At 44.3% G+C, this 24162-nt stretch carries 17 protein-coding genes; 11 read left to right on the plus strand and 6 right to left on the minus strand.

Going from position 1 to position 24162, the window contains the following annotated elements; genetic code table 11:
* Window positions 1–8: 8 nt before the first annotated feature.
* Window positions 9–4895: a 2-oxoacid:acceptor oxidoreductase family protein gene (locus NG22_RS11210; protein WP_053405808.1), complete on the minus strand. Its 4887-nt coding sequence runs from the start codon at window positions 4893–4895 to the stop codon at window positions 9–11.
* Between the two features lie 971 nt (window positions 4896–5866).
* Between NG22_RS11210 and NG22_RS11215 the strand changes: the two genes are divergently transcribed.
* The 11 genes from NG22_RS11215 to NG22_RS11265 all read left to right on the plus strand — a co-directional run bounded on the left by NG22_RS11215 (window position 5867) and on the right by NG22_RS11265 (window position 17928).
* The gene (locus tag NG22_RS11215; protein ID WP_053405809.1) at window positions 5867–6208 is read left to right on the plus strand and encodes a hypothetical protein; all 342 of its coding nucleotides are present in this window, start codon (window positions 5867–5869) and stop codon (window positions 6206–6208) included.
* Window positions 6209–6212: 4 nt separating this feature from the next.
* Window positions 6213–6713 carry a hypothetical protein gene (locus NG22_RS11220; protein ID WP_053405810.1) on the plus strand — a complete coding sequence of 167 codons (501 nt, stop codon included), beginning with the start codon at window positions 6213–6215 and terminating at the stop codon, window positions 6711–6713.
* Window positions 6714–6947: 234 nt separating this feature from the next.
* The gene (locus NG22_RS11225; protein ID WP_157601023.1) at window positions 6948–7196 is read left to right on the plus strand and encodes a hypothetical protein; all 249 of its coding nucleotides are present in this window, start codon (window positions 6948–6950) and stop codon (window positions 7194–7196) included.
* Window positions 7197–7707: 511 nt separating this feature from the next.
* Window positions 7708–8256, plus strand: coding sequence for a GNAT family N-acetyltransferase (locus NG22_RS11230; protein WP_053405812.1), 549 nt, complete (start codon window positions 7708–7710; stop codon window positions 8254–8256).
* Between the two features lie 147 nt (window positions 8257–8403).
* On the plus strand, window positions 8404–9264 hold the full coding sequence (locus NG22_RS11235; RefSeq protein ID WP_053405813.1) for an AraC family transcriptional regulator: 861 nt from the start codon (window positions 8404–8406) through the stop codon (window positions 9262–9264).
* An 86-nt stretch (window positions 9265–9350) separates the two neighbouring features.
* Window positions 9351–9548: a hypothetical protein gene (locus NG22_RS11240; protein ID WP_053405814.1), complete on the plus strand. Its 198-nt coding sequence runs from the start codon at window positions 9351–9353 to the stop codon at window positions 9546–9548.
* A gap of 1 nt (window position 9549) precedes the next feature.
* Window positions 9550–10188 (plus strand): ferric reductase, encoded by a 639-nt coding sequence (locus NG22_RS11245; protein ID WP_053405815.1) that lies wholly within the window; start codon window positions 9550–9552, stop codon window positions 10186–10188.
* A gap of 6 nt (window positions 10189–10194) precedes the next feature.
* Window positions 10195–11043: an SDR family oxidoreductase gene (locus NG22_RS11250; RefSeq protein WP_053405816.1), complete on the plus strand. Its 849-nt coding sequence runs from the start codon at window positions 10195–10197 to the stop codon at window positions 11041–11043.
* Window positions 11044–11286: 243 nt separating this feature from the next.
* Window positions 11287–12081 carry a cation transporter gene (locus tag NG22_RS11255; RefSeq protein ID WP_053405817.1) on the plus strand — a complete coding sequence of 265 codons (795 nt, stop codon included), beginning with the start codon at window positions 11287–11289 and terminating at the stop codon, window positions 12079–12081.
* Window positions 12082–12510: 429 nt separating this feature from the next.
* A complete protein-coding gene (locus tag NG22_RS11260; protein WP_053405818.1) occupies window positions 12511–14934 on the plus strand; it encodes a T9SS type A sorting domain-containing protein in 2424 nt (807 codons plus the stop codon).
* A 984-nt stretch (window positions 14935–15918) separates the two neighbouring features.
* Window positions 15919–17928, plus strand: a complete 2010-nt coding sequence (locus NG22_RS11265) for a right-handed parallel beta-helix repeat-containing protein (protein WP_157601025.1) — start codon at window positions 15919–15921, stop codon at window positions 17926–17928.
* A 287-nt stretch (window positions 17929–18215) separates the two neighbouring features.
* Here NG22_RS11265 and NG22_RS11270 read toward each other — a convergent pair whose 3' ends face one another.
* From NG22_RS11270 to NG22_RS11290, 5 genes are all read right to left on the minus strand, one after another.
* Window positions 18216–18644, minus strand: a complete 429-nt coding sequence (locus NG22_RS11270; protein WP_053405820.1) for a DUF4279 domain-containing protein — start codon at window positions 18642–18644, stop codon at window positions 18216–18218.
* On the minus strand, window positions 18631–19158 hold the full coding sequence (locus NG22_RS11275; RefSeq protein WP_053405821.1) for a hypothetical protein: 528 nt from the start codon (window positions 19156–19158) through the stop codon (window positions 18631–18633). The genes NG22_RS11270 and NG22_RS11275 overlap by 14 nt, the downstream gene beginning before the upstream one ends.
* A 54-nt stretch (window positions 19159–19212) precedes the next feature.
* Window positions 19213–19749, minus strand: a complete 537-nt coding sequence (locus NG22_RS11280; protein WP_053405822.1) for a GNAT family N-acetyltransferase — start codon at window positions 19747–19749, stop codon at window positions 19213–19215.
* Between the two features lie 315 nt (window positions 19750–20064).
* The gene (locus NG22_RS11285; RefSeq protein WP_053405823.1) at window positions 20065–21093 is read right to left on the minus strand and encodes a tyrosine-protein phosphatase; all 1029 of its coding nucleotides are present in this window, start codon (window positions 21091–21093) and stop codon (window positions 20065–20067) included.
* A gap of 124 nt (window positions 21094–21217) precedes the next feature.
* Window positions 21218–24073: a TonB-dependent receptor gene (locus NG22_RS11290; RefSeq protein ID WP_053405824.1), complete on the minus strand. Its 2856-nt coding sequence runs from the start codon at window positions 24071–24073 to the stop codon at window positions 21218–21220.
* Window positions 24074–24162 lie beyond the last annotated feature (89 nt).

The following is a 24162-nucleotide window of genomic DNA, read 5'->3' on the forward strand; positions in this document are numbered from 1 at the left end:
CGCCTCCTTTAATTTAGTCTTTCACCACGCTCAATCCATTTATCAATATCCTTATCGGAGCGGTCAGATGGCAGTCCCGGGTGAATCACCCCGGCGGTACATTTTTCCGCGGCCTTCACCAAGTCCTTGTAAGAACCGGCTTTGGCCTCCTTGATAAAGGCTTTCTTATCTGCGTTATATTCAAAAAGTTTATTATTGATTTTAATGCATTCGTCGCAACCGGAGCAGTCTTCGGTTTCGATCCATGGGGCAATGTATTCTCCGCTGGCGGCTACTTCATCCGTCGCTTCCACCGCTTCGCCATTGGCCATGGCTGAAATGTCCAGACTACCGCCACCGGCCAGTTTCATCAGGCCTTGTGCGATGTTCCCCACCACTTCCTGACGGATGCGGTCTTCCATATTTTCCTCAGGGGTAGGCTCCCATCCGGCGATGTCTCTCAACATCATCCAGAAGTCACGACGCTCCTCGCAGGACAATACAATGGGCTCCGCCACCAATACTCTGCTCAGGCGATCTTTATGATCCACTGCCCAGATGTATGGGAATTTGCCTTCGCGATCATCGGCATCCATTTCCAGGAATTCCGTCAACAAGACCATATTATCATTCCAGGCATCACGCGGTACTTTGCGGAAATGCTTACGGAAACGGCCTTCGGTCACGGCGAAGTCAGCGAAAGTCATATCGATGTCCATCACTTTCTCTTCCCCATTCTCTTTATATCTCAACTTATAGCTTGGCCAGATTTTGTCCATATCCGGATTACCGTCCAGGTCAAAGTTTTCCTTGGCCGTAGTTCCCATATCCGGATTGTATTTGAAGACCGGATAAGTACGGGACTCTACTGCAAGCTTTGCCTGATGTGCTCCCAAATCATCTGCCACACCGTGCTCCGGCTGACAAGTCGTATAAATATTGAACAAGGCCGGACGTTTGGTCATCAGACCGTCGATAAATCCTTCCAGTACATGAGAGGTATTCGACAGCGTACCCTGCAACACATAAGTATTGCGGTGCGCCATAGCGATCAAGCCCATTTCCTTACGTGGCTCACTCTTACCTTTCCACACTTTACCGTACTGCGCCATATCTGATACCTGACCGATAAAGCCGGAAGTACAAGCCTGACCACCAGTGTTGGAATAAACTTGCGTATCTACCACCACTACTTTGATCGGCTTACCGGAAGCCATCATACGGCTCAGGTTCTGGAATCCGATGTCATACATGGAACCATCACCACCCAGCGCCACTACCGGAGGACACAAGTGCCACTCTTCATCAGTAAACTGCTCCCAGGTAAAGTAGGTGAAGAAATCTTTGTGCTCAGCGGCATTGTATTTACCTTCCAGCTCCAGCTCTGCACGGCGAATTAATTTAAAGCCATCCGCCATCTTAGCCATATGCCCTTCAAAGATACCCATTGCCAGGGAAGTAGAATCCTGGAACAGGTGGTTCGCCCATGGGAACGGATAAGGGTTAAACGGATAGGTGGATCCCCAAACGGAGGTACAGCCTGTCGCATTGGTCATCCCCATTCTGGAGCGTCCTTTGCCGGTAGTACCGTTGGTATATTTCCATTTCAGATTTTTCAGCTTCGCAATCAGCTGGGTCATTTCTCTTAACCAGTCCTGATCAATCGGCTCACCGCCTTTTTCCTGCTCAATCTTAGCCGTGATATCAGCCATAGTCAGGTCGCTATCCTTCATTTCTTCCAACACACGGGACATCATGGCCGGATCCGTCATATCCACGGTATCCATCAATTTATCCTGCATATGTTTTTCCAGCTTGGCGATCAGCTCCTCAATATAGGTGACATGCTTTTTCACGCGTGGAATCATCAGTGACTCCACCGTAGCGGTGAACAAATGCATCACTGTTTTTTCAGAACAACCCAGGCAGGCACCGTCTCCGGAAGCAAAATTCAGATAAGCATCCTTATTCAACAATAAAGTCTCCAAAGGACCGATCTTCTCTTCCAGGTCATCAATGCGGTTGTATTTCTCCGGGGTTGTTGGTAAGTCAGACCACAGATCCCACTCATCGCGCAATTTCGCGACACTATCTTCGGTTTGGGTTACAATCTTCAGCGCATCATCATCACACACCTTCACACACTCCATACAACCTTTACAGGTTACCGGATTCAATGTGATACTGAACAAGCCACCGCTACCTTTTTCTTTCTTCTCTTTCAGATCATAATATGGACGGGTCAAAGCAAATTTGAAATCGCCCAGCTCATTACGGAACCACTCCAGCTCCTGAATCAATTCCGGATGCGTACCCTCGGTATTGATGGTTTCCTGAATGATGGCTTTGATATGTTCGTTAACGGCGGTCTCGCGATCTTCCTCAAAACGCTGGCGAATCTTGCCAGCCATCTGACGCACTGCTTTTGGTAAATGATCGATCTTGCCATAATTCTTGCGTACACGTCTGACTACCGTATCCAAAACGTCGGTCAACTCACTCACCAAACCAGGCAATGCGGTGTCCGGACATACGGTATAGCAGTTACCACAGGCCGTACAATTTTCGGGTACCCACTCCGGATGCTCGAAACGAATGCCCGTCATATCACGGAATAGGGAAGAACCTGCCGGCATCACAGAAAGTCCAATAAATGGATCCGTCAGGTTATCATTTCCCATTCCGCGTAGGTAAAAGTTGCCCGTTTGCTCCCAGAAGCGATGAATATCACTCAATGCTGATTCGCTTTTAGGAGTCTCCTTCAACATGGTAGGGATTGCTGGAAGGGCTTGGGTATTTTTCTTGGCCTGAGCGCCAGTGGTGACTTCCATGCGAGGCAATTCATACACCTCATCGAAACCACGTTTCACCACGCGCATGTTATCATCTACTACGCGCTGGCCTTTGCTACCAAATTTATATTGAAGCTGATCATTGATCGCTTTCAGTAAAGTCTCATCGGTAAGCCCTGTTTTCTCCATTAAAGGAGAGGCATTAAAGAAGGCGCCCTGGAAGGCGATACCCTGCATTCTCAACTGCAATTCCGGATCGGTCGCTTCTTCACGCGCGATCTTGAAACCATCGATATAGAACACGCGGATTTCCTGATCAACGATCATTTTCTGATAATGCGTTGGGATGTCGGCCCAAACTTCCTCCGCTGTAGTTTTATCGGACTGGATGATGAAGCTTCCGCCTTTTTTCAAACCAGCCAAAGCGTTGGTGTGCTTGAATACATTCGGGTCGGGCGACAATACCACATCCACAAAATAGTATTCACAATTGATGCGGATAGGTTCTGGCGCCGCTGCCAGATAATAGGTAGTCGGCTGACCTTTTTTCTCCGATCCGTATTTTGGATTGGCTTTAATATCATAGCCCAGCAAATCGAATAGCGTCATCGCCAGGTTTTTACCGGTAGTGATCGCACCCCAGCCACCCACAGAGTGGAAACGAACGGTTACCGCTCCTTTTGGCATCAGATTCGGGTTCTCTGAACCACGTACCGACAATTCTTTTACTTTCGGATAACCTTCTTCGATGCTTTCCTGATAAGCGCGTTGCTTAGGCGTGAAGGCATTCTCACGAATGAAGTCTATCGACAAATAGAACAATTTCTTATTGGCGCCAGTCGGCAACATGTTCTCTACCGCACCAATGATACCTTCCGGCTGCAAATCGCGACTACCTAAACCGAAAGCACCGGAATAAAGCGCTGGAAGATCTTTAGCGGAATAAGCAGGCAGGTGATCATATACCTTTTGCTTATTGGCGCCATTTTCCAGACACTTACTCAATACGGCACGAAGCTCTCGCATGATCGGAGAATCCTCGGCCAATGGCTGATCCAAGCGTTCCAGAACGGTAACGCCCTTCTTGCCTTTTAATATATGTCCTAACAGATCAGCAGGGAACGGACGGAACATGACCAAATCCACTACCCCCACTTTCAATCCTCGGGTTTCTCTTAAATAATCCGCGACTACTTCTGCACTGGAAACCACAGATCCCTGACCTAAGATCAAGTAATCCGCATCTTCCACTTTATAAGTCATCACACGCTTATACTGACGGCCGGTGAGTTTATAAAACTCATCAAATGCCTGATCGGTCAGCTCCTGAATATGGTCAAAGAAGAAAGGACGCTGCGCTGCCACAGACTGCATATAGGAGTCCTGATTCTGTACAATACCGGCCATCAGTGGATTATCCACATCCCAAATCTCCGGGATACGACGACGGGTATCACCATAAATCAACTTCTGCGCATGGGTCGGCGTTTCGATGATATCATCCGGTAAGCCCAGATATTCTTTGATTAATTCACGTTCCGGCAACTTCAATGACTCGATCAGGTGAGTGGTCAGGAATCCATCCTGGGCAATCACCCCCGGCGTCAAGGAAAGCTCGGCGATACGGTGAGAGATGATATTCAGATCGGCCACAAACTGCGCCTTTTTGGCAAACAGCTGAAAGAAGCCGGTATCATCAATGGCATGGTAGTCATCATGACCCGCGTGTACGTTCAGCGTACTTTTGGTCATAGCGCGCGCGCCGATGTTCAATACATAGGTCAGGCGCTTACCTACCGCAGCATAAAGGGATTCGTGCATATAGGCAATCCCCTGCCCGGAACTAAAGTTGGCAGCCCGTTGTCCGGTCATTGAAAGACCAGCGGTAACAGCGGCGGCAGCATGCTCGCCCTCGGGCTCTATAAAAATTAAAGGTCGGTCTGATATATTAAGGTGTCCTTTGGCGGCCTCTTCCGCCCAGTATTCCCCCATTTGCGTACTCGGCGTAATGGGATACGCACCAGCGGCATCTGAAGATTCTCTTTCGCACATGATGGCGGCAGTGTTACCGTCCATCGCTACCCGAACGCCCGGGTACTTAAATTCGGATTTTTTAGGGTCCATAAAACCGGTTGCTTTTGCTTATAAGTAAAAATTATTTTCTGCTTTGGCTTTTTAAGCGAAAAGTCCACCGAATAAATCCACCGTTAAGAATGAAAAGGGTATAGCATTCCCGGGATGATCATTTAACTCTTTAAAAAAGAGGGTATAATCTTCCTTATCGAATAATATTACCCGATCAATTCAATCTTGAAAGTTTAGTCGTGCCCTATGGTTCGGGGGGAGTCTGGTTAAAGTATTAGGGACCTTTGGGTATATGTTATTTGACTAAACGGAAAATATGATTTTAATCATCGGTTGGTTTTAAATTGGTGTTCTTCTCAAAAATTTCCTTCTCAACCTGAAGGGTTCCAAATTATCTTCATCTCAAAAAAATGATTAGCGTAAAAAATCGCCACTCACCAACTCCTTCATATCCTTAAGGTACCCAATTCCCCTCAAGACAAGACTGACAATTATCAGTTCACTGAATGAACATTATCAAACACAACTCAAAAATCACCTTTTAAAGCCCGTAAACATAAAAAATGATGAAGATCATGATTGATTAAACTCAACCATCCGGGTAATTGTATTTAAATTGAATAAAAATAATGTGATTAACGCATACTCACGCAGCAATAATCTGAAACTTCCATAATGTGATCAAACTATATCTTCCTCCTATTTATTAAATACTTTCAGCTGCTTTACATGCCCCTTTTACCACTCCTCACGACAGGACGAAAGCTTCTGGCTGAAATTATCCTTTGCCACCCTGGATCCAATCGCTGCGGATCATAACCTGGTTGTATTAGGAGAACCCTTTCATGCTAGTGAAACGGTAATTCACGCAAAACCAAAAATTATTCAATACCAGCATAAACATCACCAGTTCGATATTATTCTTTTCGAAAGCGATTTTATTACCCCCTGTTTAAAGGGGACGGTTGCAGCTTAACGACATAACTAGCACCAGGGGCGATATTGCAGAAATGGAATCCTTTTTTCGATATCCGGCACAAAGACAACAAACCGGACAATGCCTGTATTTTAGTATAGACCCGCAAATCACTTTTGGAGATAATTCCCCTCTGTTTGAATATTTAAACCAAAATGCCCAAGTAGATTTCGATCCCTACCTACCCGCTCTCAATAAACGCAGAGCTCATCAATTTGAGGTCAGCCGGGAAGATTCCTGCTATCTGGACTTTCTCGGGCATTTTCAAAGCAATCCCCTGGCAAAAGAAGACCTCATTTACCAAAACCTAAATTTCAGTTATCCCTTAAAAAAAAACAAAGACCGACTGGTTTTCAAAATGGAACCTCAGGGATAAAATAATGGCTCAAAATATCGGGGCCATTCAACAAAAATATCCCGACAAAAAAATGGTACTATACTCCGCAGCTATCCATAATGCCAAAAACCTCCTGCTTCTCAAAGCTGATTCAGGTACCGATTATCAACACTTTGTTACCATGGGCCAAAATTTAGCGGAAGCCCGAATTAAACATTGTCACATTGCCATTACCGTCTTAAAAGGAGAAAGCCGATATATTGGAATCGGGGAAGCCATCCCCTTTGATCTCAGCCTGAATTTGACGCGTTTTGAGCACAAAATAAAGGAGACCTGCCTGATGGCGGCCGAAGGGATCGGGAAATTCAAACTTGGCGTTTTTGGTCACGAACACCATTCCTCCAACAATTGGAAACAGCATTTAGATTACGTTTTATTTCTACCCGAAACCAAAGGCGTGAATGCCTTCCCCTGGCCGGAACAGCAACAATCGTTTTTACGCCTGCATCTGCCCCAAAAATATCTCCCCATAATCCATCAATAAACAACTCGTAAAGCCCCCAATGATCAAAAAAGACTCCTCCTCCCAGAAGATCCTCCAGTATTTTTGTATCTCAAAATTTCTCTCACCATCTTATCGGACCAACATCGTTCCTCTATTTTTTTCTCATTAATAAACATTCTTTTTATGAAAAAAATTATTCAATTCCCCCTATTCGCATTACTGTTTATTAGTACGGTAGCCTTTGCTGACATCAAACCCAAAAAATTACAGCAATTGGAAAAAGAAGTGGCGACCATGACGGAAGTAATGGGTTTAAATGCCAATCAGCAAGCGAAAGTTTTAGAAGCTAAAAAAACTGTTTTTCTGGAAAACCAGGACGTGCTGAAAAATCACGAAAAAGGTTCTGAGGAATTTAAAGCAGCAAAAAAAGCCAACAACCAAAAATACAGCAAAGCGCTTCGTTCTATCGCCAGCAAAGATCAAATGAAGGCTTGGCAAGAGTATCGAAAAAACAATAAATAATGATCAAAGGCCTGTCCTCTTCCAGGACAGGCTTATCCGGAACTTTTCACCGTAAGATCCACCGGAAATCAGGCTCTAAAAAGTTGTTACGGTCAGATCTACCTATTTTTCAGCAGCCCAAATTTGGGCAAAATTGCTTTCTCCTCCCTTTTCTATTTCCTTGGAAAAAACTCGAAATAAGAAACTATTCCTTCTATTTTCCCCGCCCTGCAGCTAATCGTGGATCTATTATCCACACGACAATTAAATGACACAAACCTGACTAGTATAGCGCTAGGTATTAGCTTTTTATTAATTTTATTCCTGTGAAAAACTTTGCCGCCGGATTAATAAGCATAATAATCCGGCTTCTGTATTTCCAGCTTTCTTCCGGCCAATCAAGTTGTATTACGTTAATACATATCACCTTACTATACCGTATGCAGGGTAAGGGCTGATCGATCGGGGCTTACCAAAACAAATCCCTGCATAAATATTTTTTAACAGGTAACAGCACTAAAGAAAAAAGTCAATGCCTTCTGAAGCCCTGGAATCGAATTGCCATTTCAACACCCTCCACCTTTCTGTTCACCATTGGAAAGAACTGGTGCATAGCCCGAAAGAGGAAGAGGCATTAGCCCGAACGATCATAGAGATTTTGTCTCCGGAAGTAACCAAAACCCTGCCTCCGGGCTGGCAGGAAATCAACACCTTATCGGAAGCCCGGAATTGGATGAAAGAAAGAGCTTCGGAAAGCCTGTTCCTGACGGTCCACCTGAAGGACAGCAAAAAAATCATCGGCTTTATTTTTCTTTACGAATCTTCAGCAGAAAAAAAGCAGTACGAACTACGGTTTGGCTATTTACTGGCCAAAGAAGTATGGGGAAAAGGGTTCGGTACAGAACTAATTTCCGGATTAATTGCGTGGTGCAAGGCCATGGGTAACATCAAAAGCCTGTCTGGTGGTGTGGAAAAAAGCAATCTTGGTTCCGTTCGGGTGATGGAAAAAAACGGTTTCCACATTTCTGAAAGCGAGGGACCTACAGAAGAAGTGGTGTTTTATGAATATGTCTTTAGGTAAAAAAGGGCCTGCAGCGCTTAACAGTTTTCATAGATTTATCAAAGCAGGCACCGTTTACAGCATATACCCGACCGCTATTTTCTCTTGATTTCATGCTTTAATGATCAAGACAATAAATATATTTAGCATGGCATCAATAGCAGACTCTTGGAAAACATCCCCAACATATCCTTCAAAAGCGAGCAAGAGACTTCCGATATCGAAATCATTCCATTAAAGGAATTATTTGCAAAGATAAGACTCGTCTCCGATCACAATCCCCGCAAACTGCACCGGCTGAATTTTTTCGCCCTTATGATCATATCGGAGGGAGAAGGCGTCCATCAGGTAGACCTGAATCGCTATCCTATTCAAAAAGGGGATGTGGTCAAAATTGCCAAAGGACAAGTACATGCCTTTCAGGAGCCGTTTACTTATAAAGGCTATATGGTCATCTTCAAGGAAGATTTGGTATTGAAATATTTTTCAAAATCCTCTGTTAACTATATCTCCCACCTCTACAATTACCATATTTCTGCACCGGTAGTTAAAGGAAACCTGTACAATGATTTCTTTATTAACCAACTCAAAAAGGAATTTCAAAATGAAAATCGCTATGTAAAAAAAGAGATCATGGCCAAAATGCTGGAGCTCTATCTACTCCGCCTGGAGCAACAGGCCCACCACGAGCGCAAGCCGGATCTGAACCACAGCCACCAGCAACTATTCTTTGCCTTTAAGCACTTAGTGGAACAACATTTTCATGAAAACAGAAATGTGAACTACTATGCAGATCTACTGTCCATCTCGCCAAAGCACCTCAATGTGATTGTCCGATCCATTACCTTAAATACGGCCAAAAATTTTATTGATCAGTTCATAATTCTGGAAATCAAGCGTTCCATCCTCAGTAGTGATAAAAGACTCAAGACCATTGCCTATGAGATGGGCTTTGATGAGGTGACCAATTTCACTAAATTTTTCAAGAAACACACGGGCCAAACCCCCAAAACCTTCCAAGCCTCCTAATAAACCCCAGTTCCACATTTACCATTTTTTACAAGAAATTAACCTTTATCTGAAAGAGGAGGTAAGCGATCTTTGTAAGAAAAAAAATGAGCGAAATAGCAAAATGCCCGACTTGTGGCAGTACCTCCCGAATAAAAACGACCCATGGCGAAATACACTATCAGGCCGTGCAGGATGACGATGCCCTGAAAAAAATCGGTCAGATGAAAAAAACCCTCGAAAAGTACAAGAGCAGAATTGAAGAACTGGAAGCGGAGGTCGCGACCCTAAAATCAGAGCATTAAAATGTGTTTTTTAAAAAGAAATTATGGTTGGATGATCGTGGCGATATTGGCCGTATTGCCCTTGATTCCACTGAGCAAAATGATACAGGCAGACTTCAGCAACGGCCTCCAACTGTCATTGGTAGAAAATATTGGTGCCCGCGGTAAAACCACACTGGAAATGATGTACCATGTTTCAGGAGAATTTGCCATTCGCTGGCTCACCGCCGTATTAACTTGCACGCCCTTCTACATTCTATTTGGGGTTCGCAATTTATTCGTCCGGCAAGCCATGGGGATTGCCTCCGCAATATGGAGCATATTGCATTTTATCATTTTCATTTGGGCAGAAGGGCTGATAACAACTTTTAGCCAGTTCAATTATGTTGCAGGTTTACTTGCGGCCCTGATCATGATTCCTTTAATGCTGACTTCTAATCGCAAGTCCATGAGCTGGCTCAAGCAAAAGTGGAAAACCTTACAGCAATTCGCCTGGGCTGCCATAGTGCTAAGCCTCTTACATGTGGCCATATTGGAAAAAACCTGGCTGATCTATGCCATCGTGGTGGGAATTGGGTTAATCCTTAGAATTCCGACCATCAAAGACCGGATCATCTCGCTCCGCAAGAAGAAAAAACAAATTACAACAGTCAAAATCTAAATCAATTTGAAAGTAGCCGTCACCCTTGCTAGTGGACAATTAGGTTCCGCTATCATCAAAGCCCTTATTGCCAAAATCGGAAAAAATCAGGTGTTGGGTATCGCCCGCACTCCGGAAAAAGCCGAACACTTAGGCATTGAAATCCGAAAAGGAGATTATAATAATCGAAGTGATTTCGATGTCGCACTTCAGGGAGTAGATCAGCTCGTGATCGTCTCCGGTATGGACGAGCCACAAAAAAGAATTCAGCAGCACCGCAATGTCATTGAAGCCGCAAAAAAGAATGCTGTCCAAAAAATCGTGTATACCAGCATTATCGGAGCCGAAGAAGGCACGGCATTTAGTCCGGTGGTAAAAAGTAACCGGCAGACCGAAGAAGACATCAAAACCTCCGGACTTGAGTACGTCATTGGCCGGAATGGTATTTATATTGAACCGGATCTGGAATATTTAGATAATTATATTCAGGCAGGTGAAATCAGTAACTGTGCCGGAAATGGAAAAGTGGGCTATACCAGCAGAGCGGAACTCGCTATGGCCTATGCCAATATGTTGCTGGAAGAAAAGCATAACGGCCAAACCTATAATTTAAATGGACAAGCCATTACACAAAGCCAATTGGCCGACTATATCAATCAGGCTTTCAGAACCAACCTGACCTTTAAGGATTTGAGTGTTACGGATTATCAAAAAGAACGGCAGGCTGCCTTGGGAGATTTCCTGGGCACCATCATCGCCGGTATTTACGAAGGCATCCGAAAAGGCGTTAATGAGGTGCCCTCTGATTTCGAAAAAGCCGCGGGAAGGCCTCACCTTAGTCCTCTGGAAATGATGAAGCATTTTCAGCAAAATTGATTGGAATGATGAGCAAAAGAGCATGAGCGTAATTGAAAACAAGTCATTTAAGACAAACCATTAAATCTAGCGGTGAATAATTTGGGGTGAACCCTTCTGGAATCCGGAAAAGCGGGGTCTGGAATAATCCGGGCCCCGATTTTTCGCTTGATTCCTGAATGCTGCTTATTTCATTTGAATTTGGTAATGGTTGAGGGCTGAAGTATTTTAAGCTTAGAACGTGATTAAAACCTCAGATCCGAAATGCAAAAATCGACATTTATCATCAGCAAAATGGATTGTCCTTCGGAAGAAAACCTGATTCGGATGAAACTCGCCGAAATTGAAGATATTCAACATTTGGATTTCGATATTCAGGAACGGAAGCTGACCGTCTTTCATCTCGGAGCAAGCTCTCGCATTGATGATGCTATTGCCTCCTTAAAACTGGGGGAAAGCCGGATATCCACCGAAGCCACGGATCAGGAAGTATTTGATGAAAATACCCGGCAACGAAAATTACTATGGTCGGTGCTGATCATCAACTTTTCCTTTTTCGTGATCGAAATGGCCACCGGGTGGTTCTCCCAATCCATGGGGCTCGTGGCCGATAGCCTGGATATGCTGGCGGATGCTTTTGTTTATGGCATCAGCCTTTTTGCTGTGGGGGGCACCCTCATTCGAAAGAAACAAATCGCTCGTCTGGCAGGGTATTTCCAGATCTTGTTGGCGGTGATCGGCTTTGGGGAAGTCATTCGCAGATTTATCAATATGGAGGCATTGCCAAATTTCTCGACGATGATGATCGTTTCAACTCTGGCCTTGCTGGCCAATGGCATCTGTCTTTATCTTTTGCAACAATCCAAAAGCAAAGGGGAAGCACATATGCAGGCGAGCATGATTTTCACCTCCAATGATGTCATTATCAATCTGGGAGTTATCCTCGCCGGTGCTTTAGTGCATGGGTTACAATCCAACAAGCCGGATTTGATTATTGGTAGCATCGTTTTCATTTTAGTAATACAGGGAGCCATCCGGATTTTAAAACTGGGAAGATAATCCCATACCCAGCCTGCTGATTCTTGGTTACGTTCCACCACTAGCTTGCTGGCCTTTTCCTTCCAGCACGCTCCACTGGCGGAGTGCTGAAGCAGGTTGGTCTGAGCTCATTTTGCAGCGTAAAAGCGCAGCCACTCGCTAAAAATAGCTTCGAAAAACGGCTCCGCCTCCATCCCTTCGCCGGAACCCCCAACACGAGCCACATCCTGTTGAACTGCAAAATGCCGGGAAAAATACACCAAATCCCCCCCTGTACCCCTTTTTCAAAATTATTCAGTATGCTTCGGCCCCGCTCAAATAATGATCAGCAGCTTGCAGCGCAACGGGTAATTAACCTCCTTAAACCAACCTCCTTTATCCCTCATTTTCTCCCCCTGCAGATCCCGCATTGATTGTAATTTCAATCACTGATTTTTTAATTTATAGAAAATGATACAAAGAATTTCAATCAACCTGCTATTCCTGCTGTGCAGCCTGCCCTTATGGGCACAGCAGACTATTGACGTTTATTCCTCCGAAATTCCCTGGAGTGAAGAAGAAGTCACCACTGATCCGGACAAAATTTACAGCATTAATGAGGCCATCGCAATGGCCAATGCCGGAGACCTCATCCTAGTGCATGAGGGAATTTACCGGGAAAAAATTACCGTCAACAAAAATAATATTGAAATAAGAAACCATGAGGACGACTATGTACTGGTAAGTGGAAATGAATTGGTTTCCGGCTGGACCAAAGCGAATAATATGGCTGCCGGAATTATGGAAGCTGATATTTCACAATACCCCATCGAAACGGATTTCACCCAGCTTTTTGCGGAAGGTCGGGCGCAAATGATGGCCCGCCACCCCAACAACACTACGGGTGATATGATGGAACCGCTGGACCTCAACAGCGGATATGCCTTGTTGTCCAATGTCTATAAAGATGCCGGCGCCAATGCGAATGGCTATGCGACGCTGGAAGGCACCACCCTCCCAAAAGTAGATTTAACCGGAGGAATATTCCGTGGGCTGACCGGTAAAATGCGGAATTATGTTTATGGCAACATCACGGCCTCTTCCGGAAATTCGGTTACCTTCAAAGCCATCAATAAAGGGGTTTGGCAAAACGAGGGCGCGATCAAAAACACCCAGCATAAATTCAGCTGGGGATTTGTGATGCATAAAAATCTAATTGACATTCCGGGAGAATGGTTTGCCGAAGAAGGTAAACTCTGGTATATGCCGGAAGCAGATACAGACCTGGAAAATGCCCGCATTGAAATTCAGGTGCGCGAGCGTGTATTAGTGCTGAATAATACCACCGGCGTAAGGATCCGTGGCATTCATTTTATCGGGGGAAATGTGGACATGCAAAAAACGACGGACGCCGTAATTGAAGGTTGCAGTATGCGTTATCTTTACCCCTTCTGGACACCGATCAATTACGGACAGAATGAAACCGAGAAGAAAGGCATTTATCTGTCTAACAGCTCCAATAATCTTTTCAAAGACACCTATATCGCCCATAGCTGGGGAAATATGGTGGCCATGAAAGAGGGACAACATAACCGCTTTGAAAACTGTGTGATCAAAGACTTTGGCTGGATCGGGGTGTTCACCTCCGCCATTTACAATGTCCGCAGTGATAACGCCAGCGTAAAGGAATGTACCTTTGGGGATGGTGGCCGTTTCCATATTCGCGTCAGTGGAGGAGATGCTAAAATGGACATCCTGGATTCCGACTTTTACGGGGCCATGAAAATGGGAGAAGATGCCGGCCCGATCGAAGCCACCAGTACCGGAAGTATTGGTGCTTTGGATATGAAAGGAAGCGAGATTGCTTACAACAAAGTAAGGGATACCCATGGACTACCCGTATCAGATGGTGGTTATAACAAGCAAAAAATTGTGGCTTTCTATATGGAGGACACCGAGAATTATACCGCCCACCATAACCTGATTTACAATATCCGGGCAAATAATTATAAAGGAGGGCAGCCCAATCAGGAATACGGAGAATTTTTGTACCTCGGCCCCCGTTACAATGCCATGAGAAAACCTGTCCACTATTATAACAATACAGTATGGGATGTAGATGCCGGCATCAGTATCTGGAATATCGAAATTGATAATTGGGAAGCATTAGGCATAGCTCCCGAAGACTCCACTGGCATGATGACCGAGGGGCATTTTGCCAATAACATTTTTATGCAGGGAGCTGACTATAAGTTAAGTTATGTCCGCCAAAAACTCACGCCCACGGGTGGAAACCTGGGGTATGTGCCTTTAAATCCAAGTCCGAGCTTTGGCACCCTCGATTTTGATGCTTTTACCAATTACTGTTCCGATTATGGCTATCAGTTCAATCCGGAAGCCAACCATTCCTTTGAATTGGAGGAGGCCTCCATTCATTTCACCGATGCCTCAAAAGGTAATTTTTCTTTATTGTCTGCTTCTCCGGCCAAAGGGCAGGGTGTGGTACTGGAAGGAATTACCAGTAGTGAGCAGCCGGACTGTGGCGCATTTGAAGGAGGGAACAGGGTGATGAATGCCGGAGCAAAAATATCCACCCCGGATTTTAAAGAGGTAAAACCAAAGCCAGAAGAACCTGATGTTAAACCACCTCTTACCGTTTCACCGAAAACTGGTGAATTAACCATTTATCCAAACCCGGCAAACAACACCTTATTTTTCGATAATTATCCAAATGAACCAAAGAAAATCATTATCTATTCGCTGTCGGGAAAAAAAATAATACAAGAAACAATTACTGAGAATAAAATAAGTGTTCAAAAGCTTCCGGTTGGCGTCTATTTGATCAAAATCATCAAAGGCTCAGAAGTTTCAGTTAGCCGTTTTGTCAAACAATAGGCTGTACTAAAACAGCCCTCCTTGGCTGTAGTCTTCGCAGGGCATTAGCCGCAAATTCGGTAGTGAAGACTATGGTCCCGGATGAGGGGGGCAATTGGTTTTTCCAATTATTGTTGTTTGGAAAGCCGGATGGTATTTTTTTTGCCACAAATGACACAAATTTCCTCAAATGATTTTTGGTGGGGGCACGAAAATTCATGCAACTGCACTAAATTAACAACATTCCTCTATCGCCCCTGGTCGTAGTGTTACAGCGAGCCGTGCGAGCATCACTACGACCAACCAATGATTTTTTAATCACACAACTGGTAAAAAGGCGCAGACGCCTCATAATTTGGGCGCATAGCAGCAAGGCTACGACCAGTTTAGCATCAGGATCCGTGGACTCGGTCGTAGTCGCCGCTTGAATTCCCGCACTAATCCGATAAATTCAGTGCACTAAGACTACAACCAGTGTCTATCTTGCCCAGCTGAAAAAGGTCCCCGGCCGAAGTATTACAGCGAGCTGGGCGAGCATCACTACGACCAATAACTGTATTTTTAAATCCCACCACTGGGCTTGGGAGTGGACGTTTCAAAATTTGGAGTCGTAGCACCATGCTACGACCAGTGTTAGACGTTATGCAGAAACGAAAAAATCCTATAAAGGAGTATCTAGCCAAGGAACTACGTTCCTCAAAATTTTAATCTCTACATCTTCCAAAAAAGAGGGCGCTCCCCACCTCCGCATTTCACCATTCTATATTTAACTACTAGAATTTTCCTGTCCTTATTATTTTTTCGGATTTACCACCCCTTTTCAAATCACTCTATGGCGGTTTCTGCACTTGAAAAGTCTTAACTTTCATCTATTAAATCCTTATTCCATAGCTATAGTTGATCTAAAAATTCACCTTAAGCTGAATCATTTTTTCATTTTAGAGAAACCACATGAAAGCAATTTTCCTCAAAATAAGCCTATTGCTCTGTTGCTTACCGTTCAGCTTGCAAGCACAGGTACAATTAGAGAGCGCCCTCAAAGAAGCCGCCTCTGCACCGATATATGATGAAATTCCGGTTGCACCAAATGGTTTCGTTTTTGAAAAGCCGGTGACGAATAATAAAATCAATTATCAGTCGAAAGAAAAATTCAAACGCACCATTTACATAGATGCAGAAAAAGGGAAAGACAAAAACAACGGTCTTTCCGAAGGAAAAGCGATCAAATCGTTAGCGAAGCTGGCCAAAATGAATCCCACTTTCGGAGATCAGATTCTTCTAAAAGGTAATCAAACGCATGACGGCACCATCGAATTGATCAACCTGAACAAGGCAGGTAAAAGCAAGAAAAAAATCCATATCGGTAGTTACGGTTCCGGAAAAGCCACTATCAATTTCAGAGGCTATCCGGCCGGAATTTGGGTTCAGAATACCTCCAATGTCATCATTACCGACCTGAAAATGACAGGAGATGGTGGACCGAACAAAAACACCTTGATGATCCGCAAGAATGAAAAAAACGGGCAACAACGTTATGCGATCCGCATTCAGTCGGATAACACCCACCCGAATAGCCTGATGGAAAACTTCCTGATCTATAATGTGGATATTTTTGATGTGTTTTTATTAAATGATGCCGAGCAGTCACGTGCATGCCGGCAATGGAACATGAATGATAATGCTGGCTGGGGCTGGGGGATCTTCGGTCAGGTATTGAAAAAAGGACAGGGAATAAGTAATGTTGCCGTGCAGCACGTCACGGTGAGCAATGTCAGCCAAATGGGTATTCGCTTCAAGGGCGCCGGAAAAATCGACGGTTCTGCACCACGAAATGTGAGTGATGTGCGCATTGAGCACTGTACCGTTTACCAGTCCGGCGGCCCGGGTATGCAATTCAACCGATGCAATAACAGTCACTTGAAATACAGTCGTATCACCGAATCGGGCAACCGCAATGACAAAAGAAAATGGGGTCGTGGTAGTGGCATGTGGACCTGGGGATTGCAGAACTTCCTTTTCGAATATAATACTTTCGAAGGCGCACAGGGAATTGCCGATTGTTGCGGCGCACATATCGATTTTAACTGCAAAAACGTGGTGATCCAGAAATGTTTGAGTCGTTATAATGCCGGTGGATTTATTGAAGTTCTTGGACTAAACTATAACTGTTCCTACCGATATAATGTCAGCATCAACGACGGATGGAGAAACCTGAAAGATCCGGAGCAGAAATTCTGGGGCAAGGTTGGAACACCGGGTTGTATCGTCACCGTAAACGGACATAATCACGATAAGCAGTATAAAGGTCCTTATCAAACTTATATCTACAATAACACTATAATTAGCACCATAGAAGGAAATAAACCTTACCAAAACCCGAATGTATTCAATATCTCCACTTCCAATGAAGGGTTGGTAATGATGAATAACATTCTGTGGTTAGAGGAAAAAGCCAATAATGGCTGGTCGATGCACCGCTGGAAAGATGGCGCTGCCTACGATGCCGCTTTTGACTTTAAAATTTCCGATGGTCCTCGTAAAAACGGAAAAATCAGCAAAGGCATGGGACAGTCCTATCCTGCAACCGTGCGTCCGATGAATGAGGCCGAACTGACCAAAATGGAATTGATCATGCGTGGAAACCTTTACCGCTTGTACAATGAAAACGGCACCGACAAATACAGCAAGGTTTCCAATGCACTGGCAGAGGGCTATTGGGATGAGAATGCCCACGGCGGATCTCCGGAATTCGTGAACGAAAGCGGTTCTGAAGCGGCGGACTTCGTCCCACAAAACAAAGCACTGATCTCCCTAGGAGAAGCGATTCCAAAGCTGAAATCCGACAAAACTTCCTATGGCATTTATTTCGACGGACTGGAAATGAAGACCGACTTCTTCGGCAACCCGATCAAAGGTAATATTATTGGGGCAATTGTTCCGAATGCTAAAATCAGAGACTGGACGAAAGTCTATGAGCAAAACGACAAAGTGGATGATAAAAAAATGTCGAAATAATATCTAATTATTAACGAACAACTTTTTCATAGTTATATAGAACAGAAAGCCCTTACGGAATGGTAGGGGCTTTTCTTTTGGATGACTGTTGATTATAGGATAAATGCAGGGGGCAATACTGGCAATTATCAATATCTCCTACCGGATATTTCCGGAATAATCCGTTGAGTATATGTAAAATAGGCAATTGCCAGCTACAAACTTGTCAAACCGTTACGATTTTGAAGCGGACTACAACCGTTGAATTTACTACTATTTTGCATATTCATTGTTGTGCGGTCTTTTTTTTAGACCCTTGAATCAAACCTATAAATATCAACGTCTGTTTTTGTTTTAGTTTTGAATAGAAAATCTATAGTTTCTAAATCATGTCCTAAATATGGAGTTGGTTGGTCAGGATTCATGTCAATATCTAATACAATCTGCAATACAGAATCAAGCCGATACTTTTGTTTCAATCCATTAATTATGTCTATTTTATCTTTCAACTGATAAACAATCTCATTAACAAGTTTATCAACATCAAGATATTCTTTCCCTTTCTCTGTTGATAGTTTCCAACAGGAAAATGCTAACTCTTTCTTATATTTCCCTTTATCACCAGTCTGCCAAGATTCAGTTGGTTCAATAGCTAATTCCGATGAAACCTTGTCAGGAGAAAAATTATCTCCAACAAGCGAAAAGTACACATGTGTATTATACTTATTTTTGCTCATCCTTAATTTCAATTGTTAGTTTATCAGCATCAAGTTCCATTACCAAATGTCTGTCCCAATTTGTAAACTCATCACAAGTAAATTCAAGTTTTCTCTCCTTCCACTTTCTGAATTTAATCATATCCATCTCAATCGGACTTGAAATGTTTACTGTTTCCTTTAATCTATTGTTAATCAGATTAATATTATAATGATCAGCTAATATAAAATCACCAGCCGGTGAAGTAGTCAAGTTATGATATTGAGGTTGGTCTTCAAATTCAATCAGGTCACCATTTTTATTTTCAAGTCGGAACAAATAGTCCGATGTTAAAACTAAAGTTTCATTCTTATTCTCCGATATCGCAACTTGTATTGGAGCACCTCTAAATTGTCCAACCCACTCATTATAGTCCGAATCAGTAAATTTAATCCATGTCCAGTTGGAGGAATTCCAAGGACTCGCATTATCATATATTCTTTCCTCGAATTCTCCTGAGTATGGTTTATTTACTATTTCAGCTTTTTTAATCATTTTATTCTAAGTGACTCGCTCTCCCTTAAATGCCGCACAACGCTACTATATAATTTACTTTTGAACTAACCACTCCTCCCTTGTCAGATTATACCAATGATGCGGTTCGCTATCATACTCAAAAGTATCGACAAATTTAAGTCCGGATTTTTGTAAAACGTAATTAGAGACCGCATGTCGGATATCCGCCGCCCCACCAATAGCCGCATAGCCCAGGGTTTCAAAACCATAATCGACAGACATCTTCGCGGTAAGAGAGGCAATTCCTCTTCCCCAAAATTTACGACGCAGGCGATAACCCAAATCATAATAAGGTTGTCCCGGGCGCAAAACATCTTCATACTTCAGGCCGGTCCAGCCGACAAATTCCTGACTGGCTTTTTCAATAATGGCCCAGCGGCCAACGCCAAATTGTTCATACTGCCCCATGATATAGGCCACAATATCCTCCGCTTCCGCCATGGTTTTTATGGGATTGTTACCGAGGAATTGATGTACTTGCGGATCGGAATCCAACAGGAAAATCCCCTCCACATCGGAAGTTTCAAAGCGTCGAATTTGATAAAGCGGAGTTTCAAAAATTGGGGCCATAGCATTTTAATTTGGGAAATGATCTCATAAAAAAAAGGCCTCCTGAATAAGAAGACCTTTTATAAATATAGATAATTCCTTTTGCTTAGCGCGAGTTTAAAGCTGAATTATTCACCGATTGATATTTCTAGCCCCCACCTTAAGCTATGCATTACTTACGCCATTCGGGTGGATTTTTTAATCAGCCAGCCCAGACTTGGGTGAGCATATTTTTTCTGAATTCATCTGCTTCCATGTAAAAATTCCAAACAGGAAAAATTCTTTCATTTTTTCCCTTATGCGGCCAAATGAGGATTATAGCATGAATAAGCCGGCTTAATACAGATACTTCGCTTTAAGAGACAAGATATCCTCCTGCGAAACCTCCAGGGCTTCTGCCATAAATTGCTCTACGCTGCCATACTCCAATGCCATCTGATCAAAAGCCGCCGCTAAACAGTCTCTTCTCACGCTCATCATCACACGCATCAAATCCTGAGAAACTCCTGTAAATGCAAATCGCTTTATCAATTCTTCATTCTTCCCATGACGATAGTGATTAGACATTTCGTACTCATCCAAAATGGTTTCCATATCCACTCCCAAAGCATAAAGCGTGAGCGCGGAGCAAAGTCCGGTGCGGTCCTTCCCTGCAGTACAGTGAAAAACCAATGGCTGCTCAGTGTCTTTCAACAATTGAAAATACTCTTTGTATCGGTAGGCCCAGTCTTTTACCAAGTGGCGGTTTACATCCGTCAGCATCTGAATACCATCCTCAGCGGTTAAAGTATTATCTTTCAACATCGCCTTAAATTCCTCCATATTCCCCGGACTTATCCAAAGACTATGCTCAGTGGCTCCCAGCTTAGCTGAAAACTCATCCTGACTTTCTTCCCGCTCTTCTAGGCTTCTGAAGTCCACCTTGGTGGCAATATTCAAAGAGGAAAGCTTTTGCCAGCCCTTCTTGTCCACATTCTTTAACTCTCCGCAACGATAGATTGCCCCCCATCTCACCTGGCGACCATCCTTGGTTTTTATGCCCCCAATATCACGAAAATTGGGCTCTCCGCTTATGGCCAGGTTACGCTCGGAAACCCAAAGAGAATCATTGCCGGATACTGCTAAAAAAACAGCCCGCTTTTCCGGCGCATAAGCAAAATCCTGCTGGTTTTTCAGGCTCCCAATCGCCTTGCCATTCAGGAACAATTGCCATTCTTGTTTGCCGAAATTTTCGAAATGGTAACCTTCTGCTGTTCTGCTCACATAGATCTCTTCAAAAAGCGTTCGTTCCGGTGTCTCCTCTGCAGTATATCGTCCGCAAGCCATCATCGTCAGGGCAGTGATTGCCAATAAAATCTTTCTCATTATAAATTAAATCAGGGATAAAAATTCAGGTAATAGCACCTGCGCATCAACGCAAAACGAAAAGGCAGGTGAAGTGCCGGACGGAAGCATGCTCCATCCGGACTGACCATTAAATATGGTAGGATTAGAATAAATTGAATCGCATTCCCAGCTGACCGCGAATACCGTAGTACTCCACTTTCTCCGGTCTATCGGATACCCCGTGGAAATACACCAATGGAGAGTTGGTCAGGTTATTCAGCTCGGCATAGATCTTCACGCGATCGCTCACCGAATAGGCGGCGGAGAAATCCAACATGAAGTTTTTATCATACCACTGGTAATGCGCCGCTCCGGCTTCCAGGCGATATTCTGAAATAAAGGCACCCTTATAGTTGGCGGCCATGCGCAACATCAAGCCATTGCGCTCATAATAAAGAGAGGCATTGTAAATGTGTTTGGGTTGGTTTTTCAGTGGCTCATACACCATGGTACCATCTGCCAATGGCATCTCCAGCTCCGAAGCCGTATAGGTGTAATTCATGTCAATGCCAAAGCCACTGGCCCAACCGGGCAGGAAGGTCAATCGCTTGGAAAAAGCCAATTCTAAACCGGCTAACCACCCACCATTGGAGTTCTCCGGACGATGGAAAGTGGTTAGGGTACCATCGACCATTTCCTGTGATGCATTGGTATAGATTACATCATCCAGTTGCTTGAAGAAAACACCTGCCGACATCAGCCCAATATCCTGAAAGAAATGCTCCACCATCAGATCAAAATTATGCGCATAGGTCGGACGCAAATTCATATTTCCACCAGAGACCATCGGTAAGCCATTCTGCCCCATATTCGTGGAAGTAGAAGGATTCAATTGGGAGAAGTTCGGACGGGCAAAGGTGCGAGTGTAGGCGGCACGAAGATTCGTTTGCTCATTGGCCGCATATTTCAAATGCCCCATTGGCAATAGAGAATGATAGTTATTTTTCGGGCTTACCGCCGTCAGTTGTCCTTCTTCATCCATATCGTAGCCATCCATCTGAACGGCCGTGTGCTCATAGCGCATCCCTCCAACAAAGTCTAACTTGGAATTGATATGCCATTCTCCCATCATATAACCTGCCGTCACCTGCTCGCGGGCAATCGTATTGGAAAGTAATAAATTATCCGTATTCGTCAGATCCATAAATGCTGCCTGACCTTCAGGGCTATTGACCCAGTTGGCCGTTTGATCCAGCTCTCCCATCGTCATATGTGGCAACAAAACATCGCCATAGGGAGAACCCATTTCTCTAAGGTAACTATTGCGTTGCGGCAGAGCCTCCGTCTCAAATCCGGACAGCGGATACACCGGCATACCTGGGATTCCCAATCCTGCCATGGAAAGGTAAAGCGCCTGACCGGTGGTCATCTCATGCTCCTTGACTCTGTACTTACCGCCAAATTTAATCTTGAAGTTCTCCGTTAATTGATTCTGTAAATTCATTTGGAAAACCTGATCTGCCTCACGCCCTTCAACGCCCATTAGGATCAGCATATTCAAATTCATCAATTCAGGATCCAGCGCCACTTCATTATGAGGTAAAATGCTTCCGGCGCGGTCACCCACCCCATTCGGAGAATCCATCGCCAAGTATTTGAAACCATCATTGGAACGCCCACCATAGCTCACATCATTCTGACGGAAATAAGTAAAAGGCAATCCGTAATCCATATACTCATTATCCAAAGGCGTCCCCATCAATGAACCTGTTTCGTAGTAGGAACCTTTCCAGTCCAGCTTCCAGCCCTTGCCCAATTGGTGCTCTCCTTCAATTTCTCCTCCAAATAAATCCGTATAAGCATCATTACGTCTGGTTAGCATTTCTGCATAGTCTCCATCAAAATTGAAGGTGTACTGACGCGTTTTATAATCTTCTCCCATGCGGTTAAAGGTTCCGCGGGCATATAAATGGTGATCTTCATTGATTTCATAATCTGTGGCCAGATAAGCACCGATCGTGGTACGTTGGCCACGGTATTGACGCAATTCCATATTGCTAATGGAGTAAGTTGGCGCCTCTTCCACCATATAATTATAGTTGATGTTTTGGTTATCCTGCGTCACCCCGCGACTCCAGGATGAAGCCGAGGCGATCAGGCCCAACTTCCCATCTAAATAACGATCCTGAAATACTGCAGAGAAATTATAGCCCGGTTGCTGTCCTTTTTCGTTATAGCCTGCGCCCAAACTAATGTCCAGACTCTTCTCCGCAGCCATTCTGCGTGTTTGCAAATTAATGCTTCCGCCAATGGCATCTCCCTCCATATCCGGTGTCAGGGCTTTCGTCACGGAGGCAAATTCAATCAATTCCGAAGGAAATACATCCAGACCTGTGGAGCGGGTACCTCCGCTGTAAGTAGAACCGGCCGGCAACCTGCTACCATTAATCAACATGGCATTCCACTCCATGGGCGTACCACGTACGATGGCCATTTGTCCCTCACCACGGTAACGGGTAATGGAAACCCCCGGAACACGTTGCACCGCCTCTGCCGCATTTCTGTCGGGCAACTTCCCGACCGCATCCGCTGCCAAAACATTACCGATCGCCAACCCTTTCTTTTGCATACTCAAAGCACGCATTTGGGAAGGCAAATAATTACTTTGTACAATGACGCCCTCCAGTTCCATGGAAGCTTCATCCATTCTGATTTCTCCAAGGTTCACGCGATCGCCCGCCGGTATGGTAACCTGCTTTTTCAGTTCCTCATAACCGATAAAGCTGAAGATGATCACCTGCTCGCCGGCAGGAACATTACTAAAATAGAATTTACCCGAAGGATCTGTAATTGTCCCCATAGCGGCGCCCTCCAGGCGAATACTTACTCCCGGCAAGGCACCAGTGGCATCCTGTACATCTCCAATCACGGCTCCTTTATCCTGGGCGAAGGCAAAATTACGCCCCGACAGGAAGGTCAATAGTAAAGTTAAATAGTAGAAATACTGCTTCGATTTCATCTTATTTGGTTTTAAATGATGCCCGAAATAAGGATCATCATTTAAAAAAATCGTCCATTTTAATTATCACCCTCAAAAAAGGTAAAACC

The organism is Persicobacter sp. CCB-QB2 (genome assembly GCF_001274635.1).
Classification (GTDB): domain Bacteria; phylum Bacteroidota; class Bacteroidia; order Cytophagales; family Cyclobacteriaceae; genus Persicobacter; species Persicobacter diffluens.

Bases quoted from the DNA above. Each gene is read 5' to 3' on its own strand.
- NG22_RS11220 (WP_053405810.1), top strand. From the start codon at position 6,213: ATGGCTCAAAATATCGGGGCCATTCAACAAAAATATCCCGACAAAAAA.
- NG22_RS11260 (WP_053405818.1), top strand. From the start codon at position 12,511: ATGATACAAAGAATTTCAATCAACCTGCTATTCCTGCTGTGCAGCCTG.
- NG22_RS11275 (WP_053405821.1), bottom strand. From the start codon at position 19,158: ATGATTAAAAAAGCTGAAATAGTAAATAAACCATACTCAGGAGAATTC.
- NG22_RS11255 (WP_053405817.1), top strand. From the start codon at position 11,287: ATGCAAAAATCGACATTTATCATCAGCAAAATGGATTGTCCTTCGGAA.
- NG22_RS11280 (WP_053405822.1), bottom strand. From the start codon at position 19,749: ATGGCCCCAATTTTTGAAACTCCGCTTTATCAAATTCGACGCTTTGAA.
- NG22_RS11230 (WP_053405812.1), top strand. From the start codon at position 7,708: ATGCCTTCTGAAGCCCTGGAATCGAATTGCCATTTCAACACCCTCCAC.
- NG22_RS11245 (WP_053405815.1), top strand. From the start codon at position 9,550: ATGTGTTTTTTAAAAAGAAATTATGGTTGGATGATCGTGGCGATATTG.
- NG22_RS11240 (WP_053405814.1), top strand. From the start codon at position 9,351: ATGAGCGAAATAGCAAAATGCCCGACTTGTGGCAGTACCTCCCGAATA.
- NG22_RS11215 (WP_053405809.1), top strand. From the start codon at position 5,867: ATGGAATCCTTTTTTCGATATCCGGCACAAAGACAACAAACCGGACAA.
- NG22_RS11290 (WP_053405824.1), bottom strand. From the start codon at position 24,073: ATGAAATCGAAGCAGTATTTCTACTATTTAACTTTACTATTGACCTTC.
- NG22_RS11285 (WP_053405823.1), bottom strand. From the start codon at position 21,093: ATGAGAAAGATTTTATTGGCAATCACTGCCCTGACGATGATGGCTTGC.
- NG22_RS11270 (WP_053405820.1), bottom strand. From the start codon at position 18,644: ATGAGCAAAAATAAGTATAATACACATGTGTACTTTTCGCTTGTTGGA.
- NG22_RS11210 (WP_053405808.1), bottom strand. From the start codon at position 4,895: ATGGACCCTAAAAAATCCGAATTTAAGTACCCGGGCGTTCGGGTAGCG.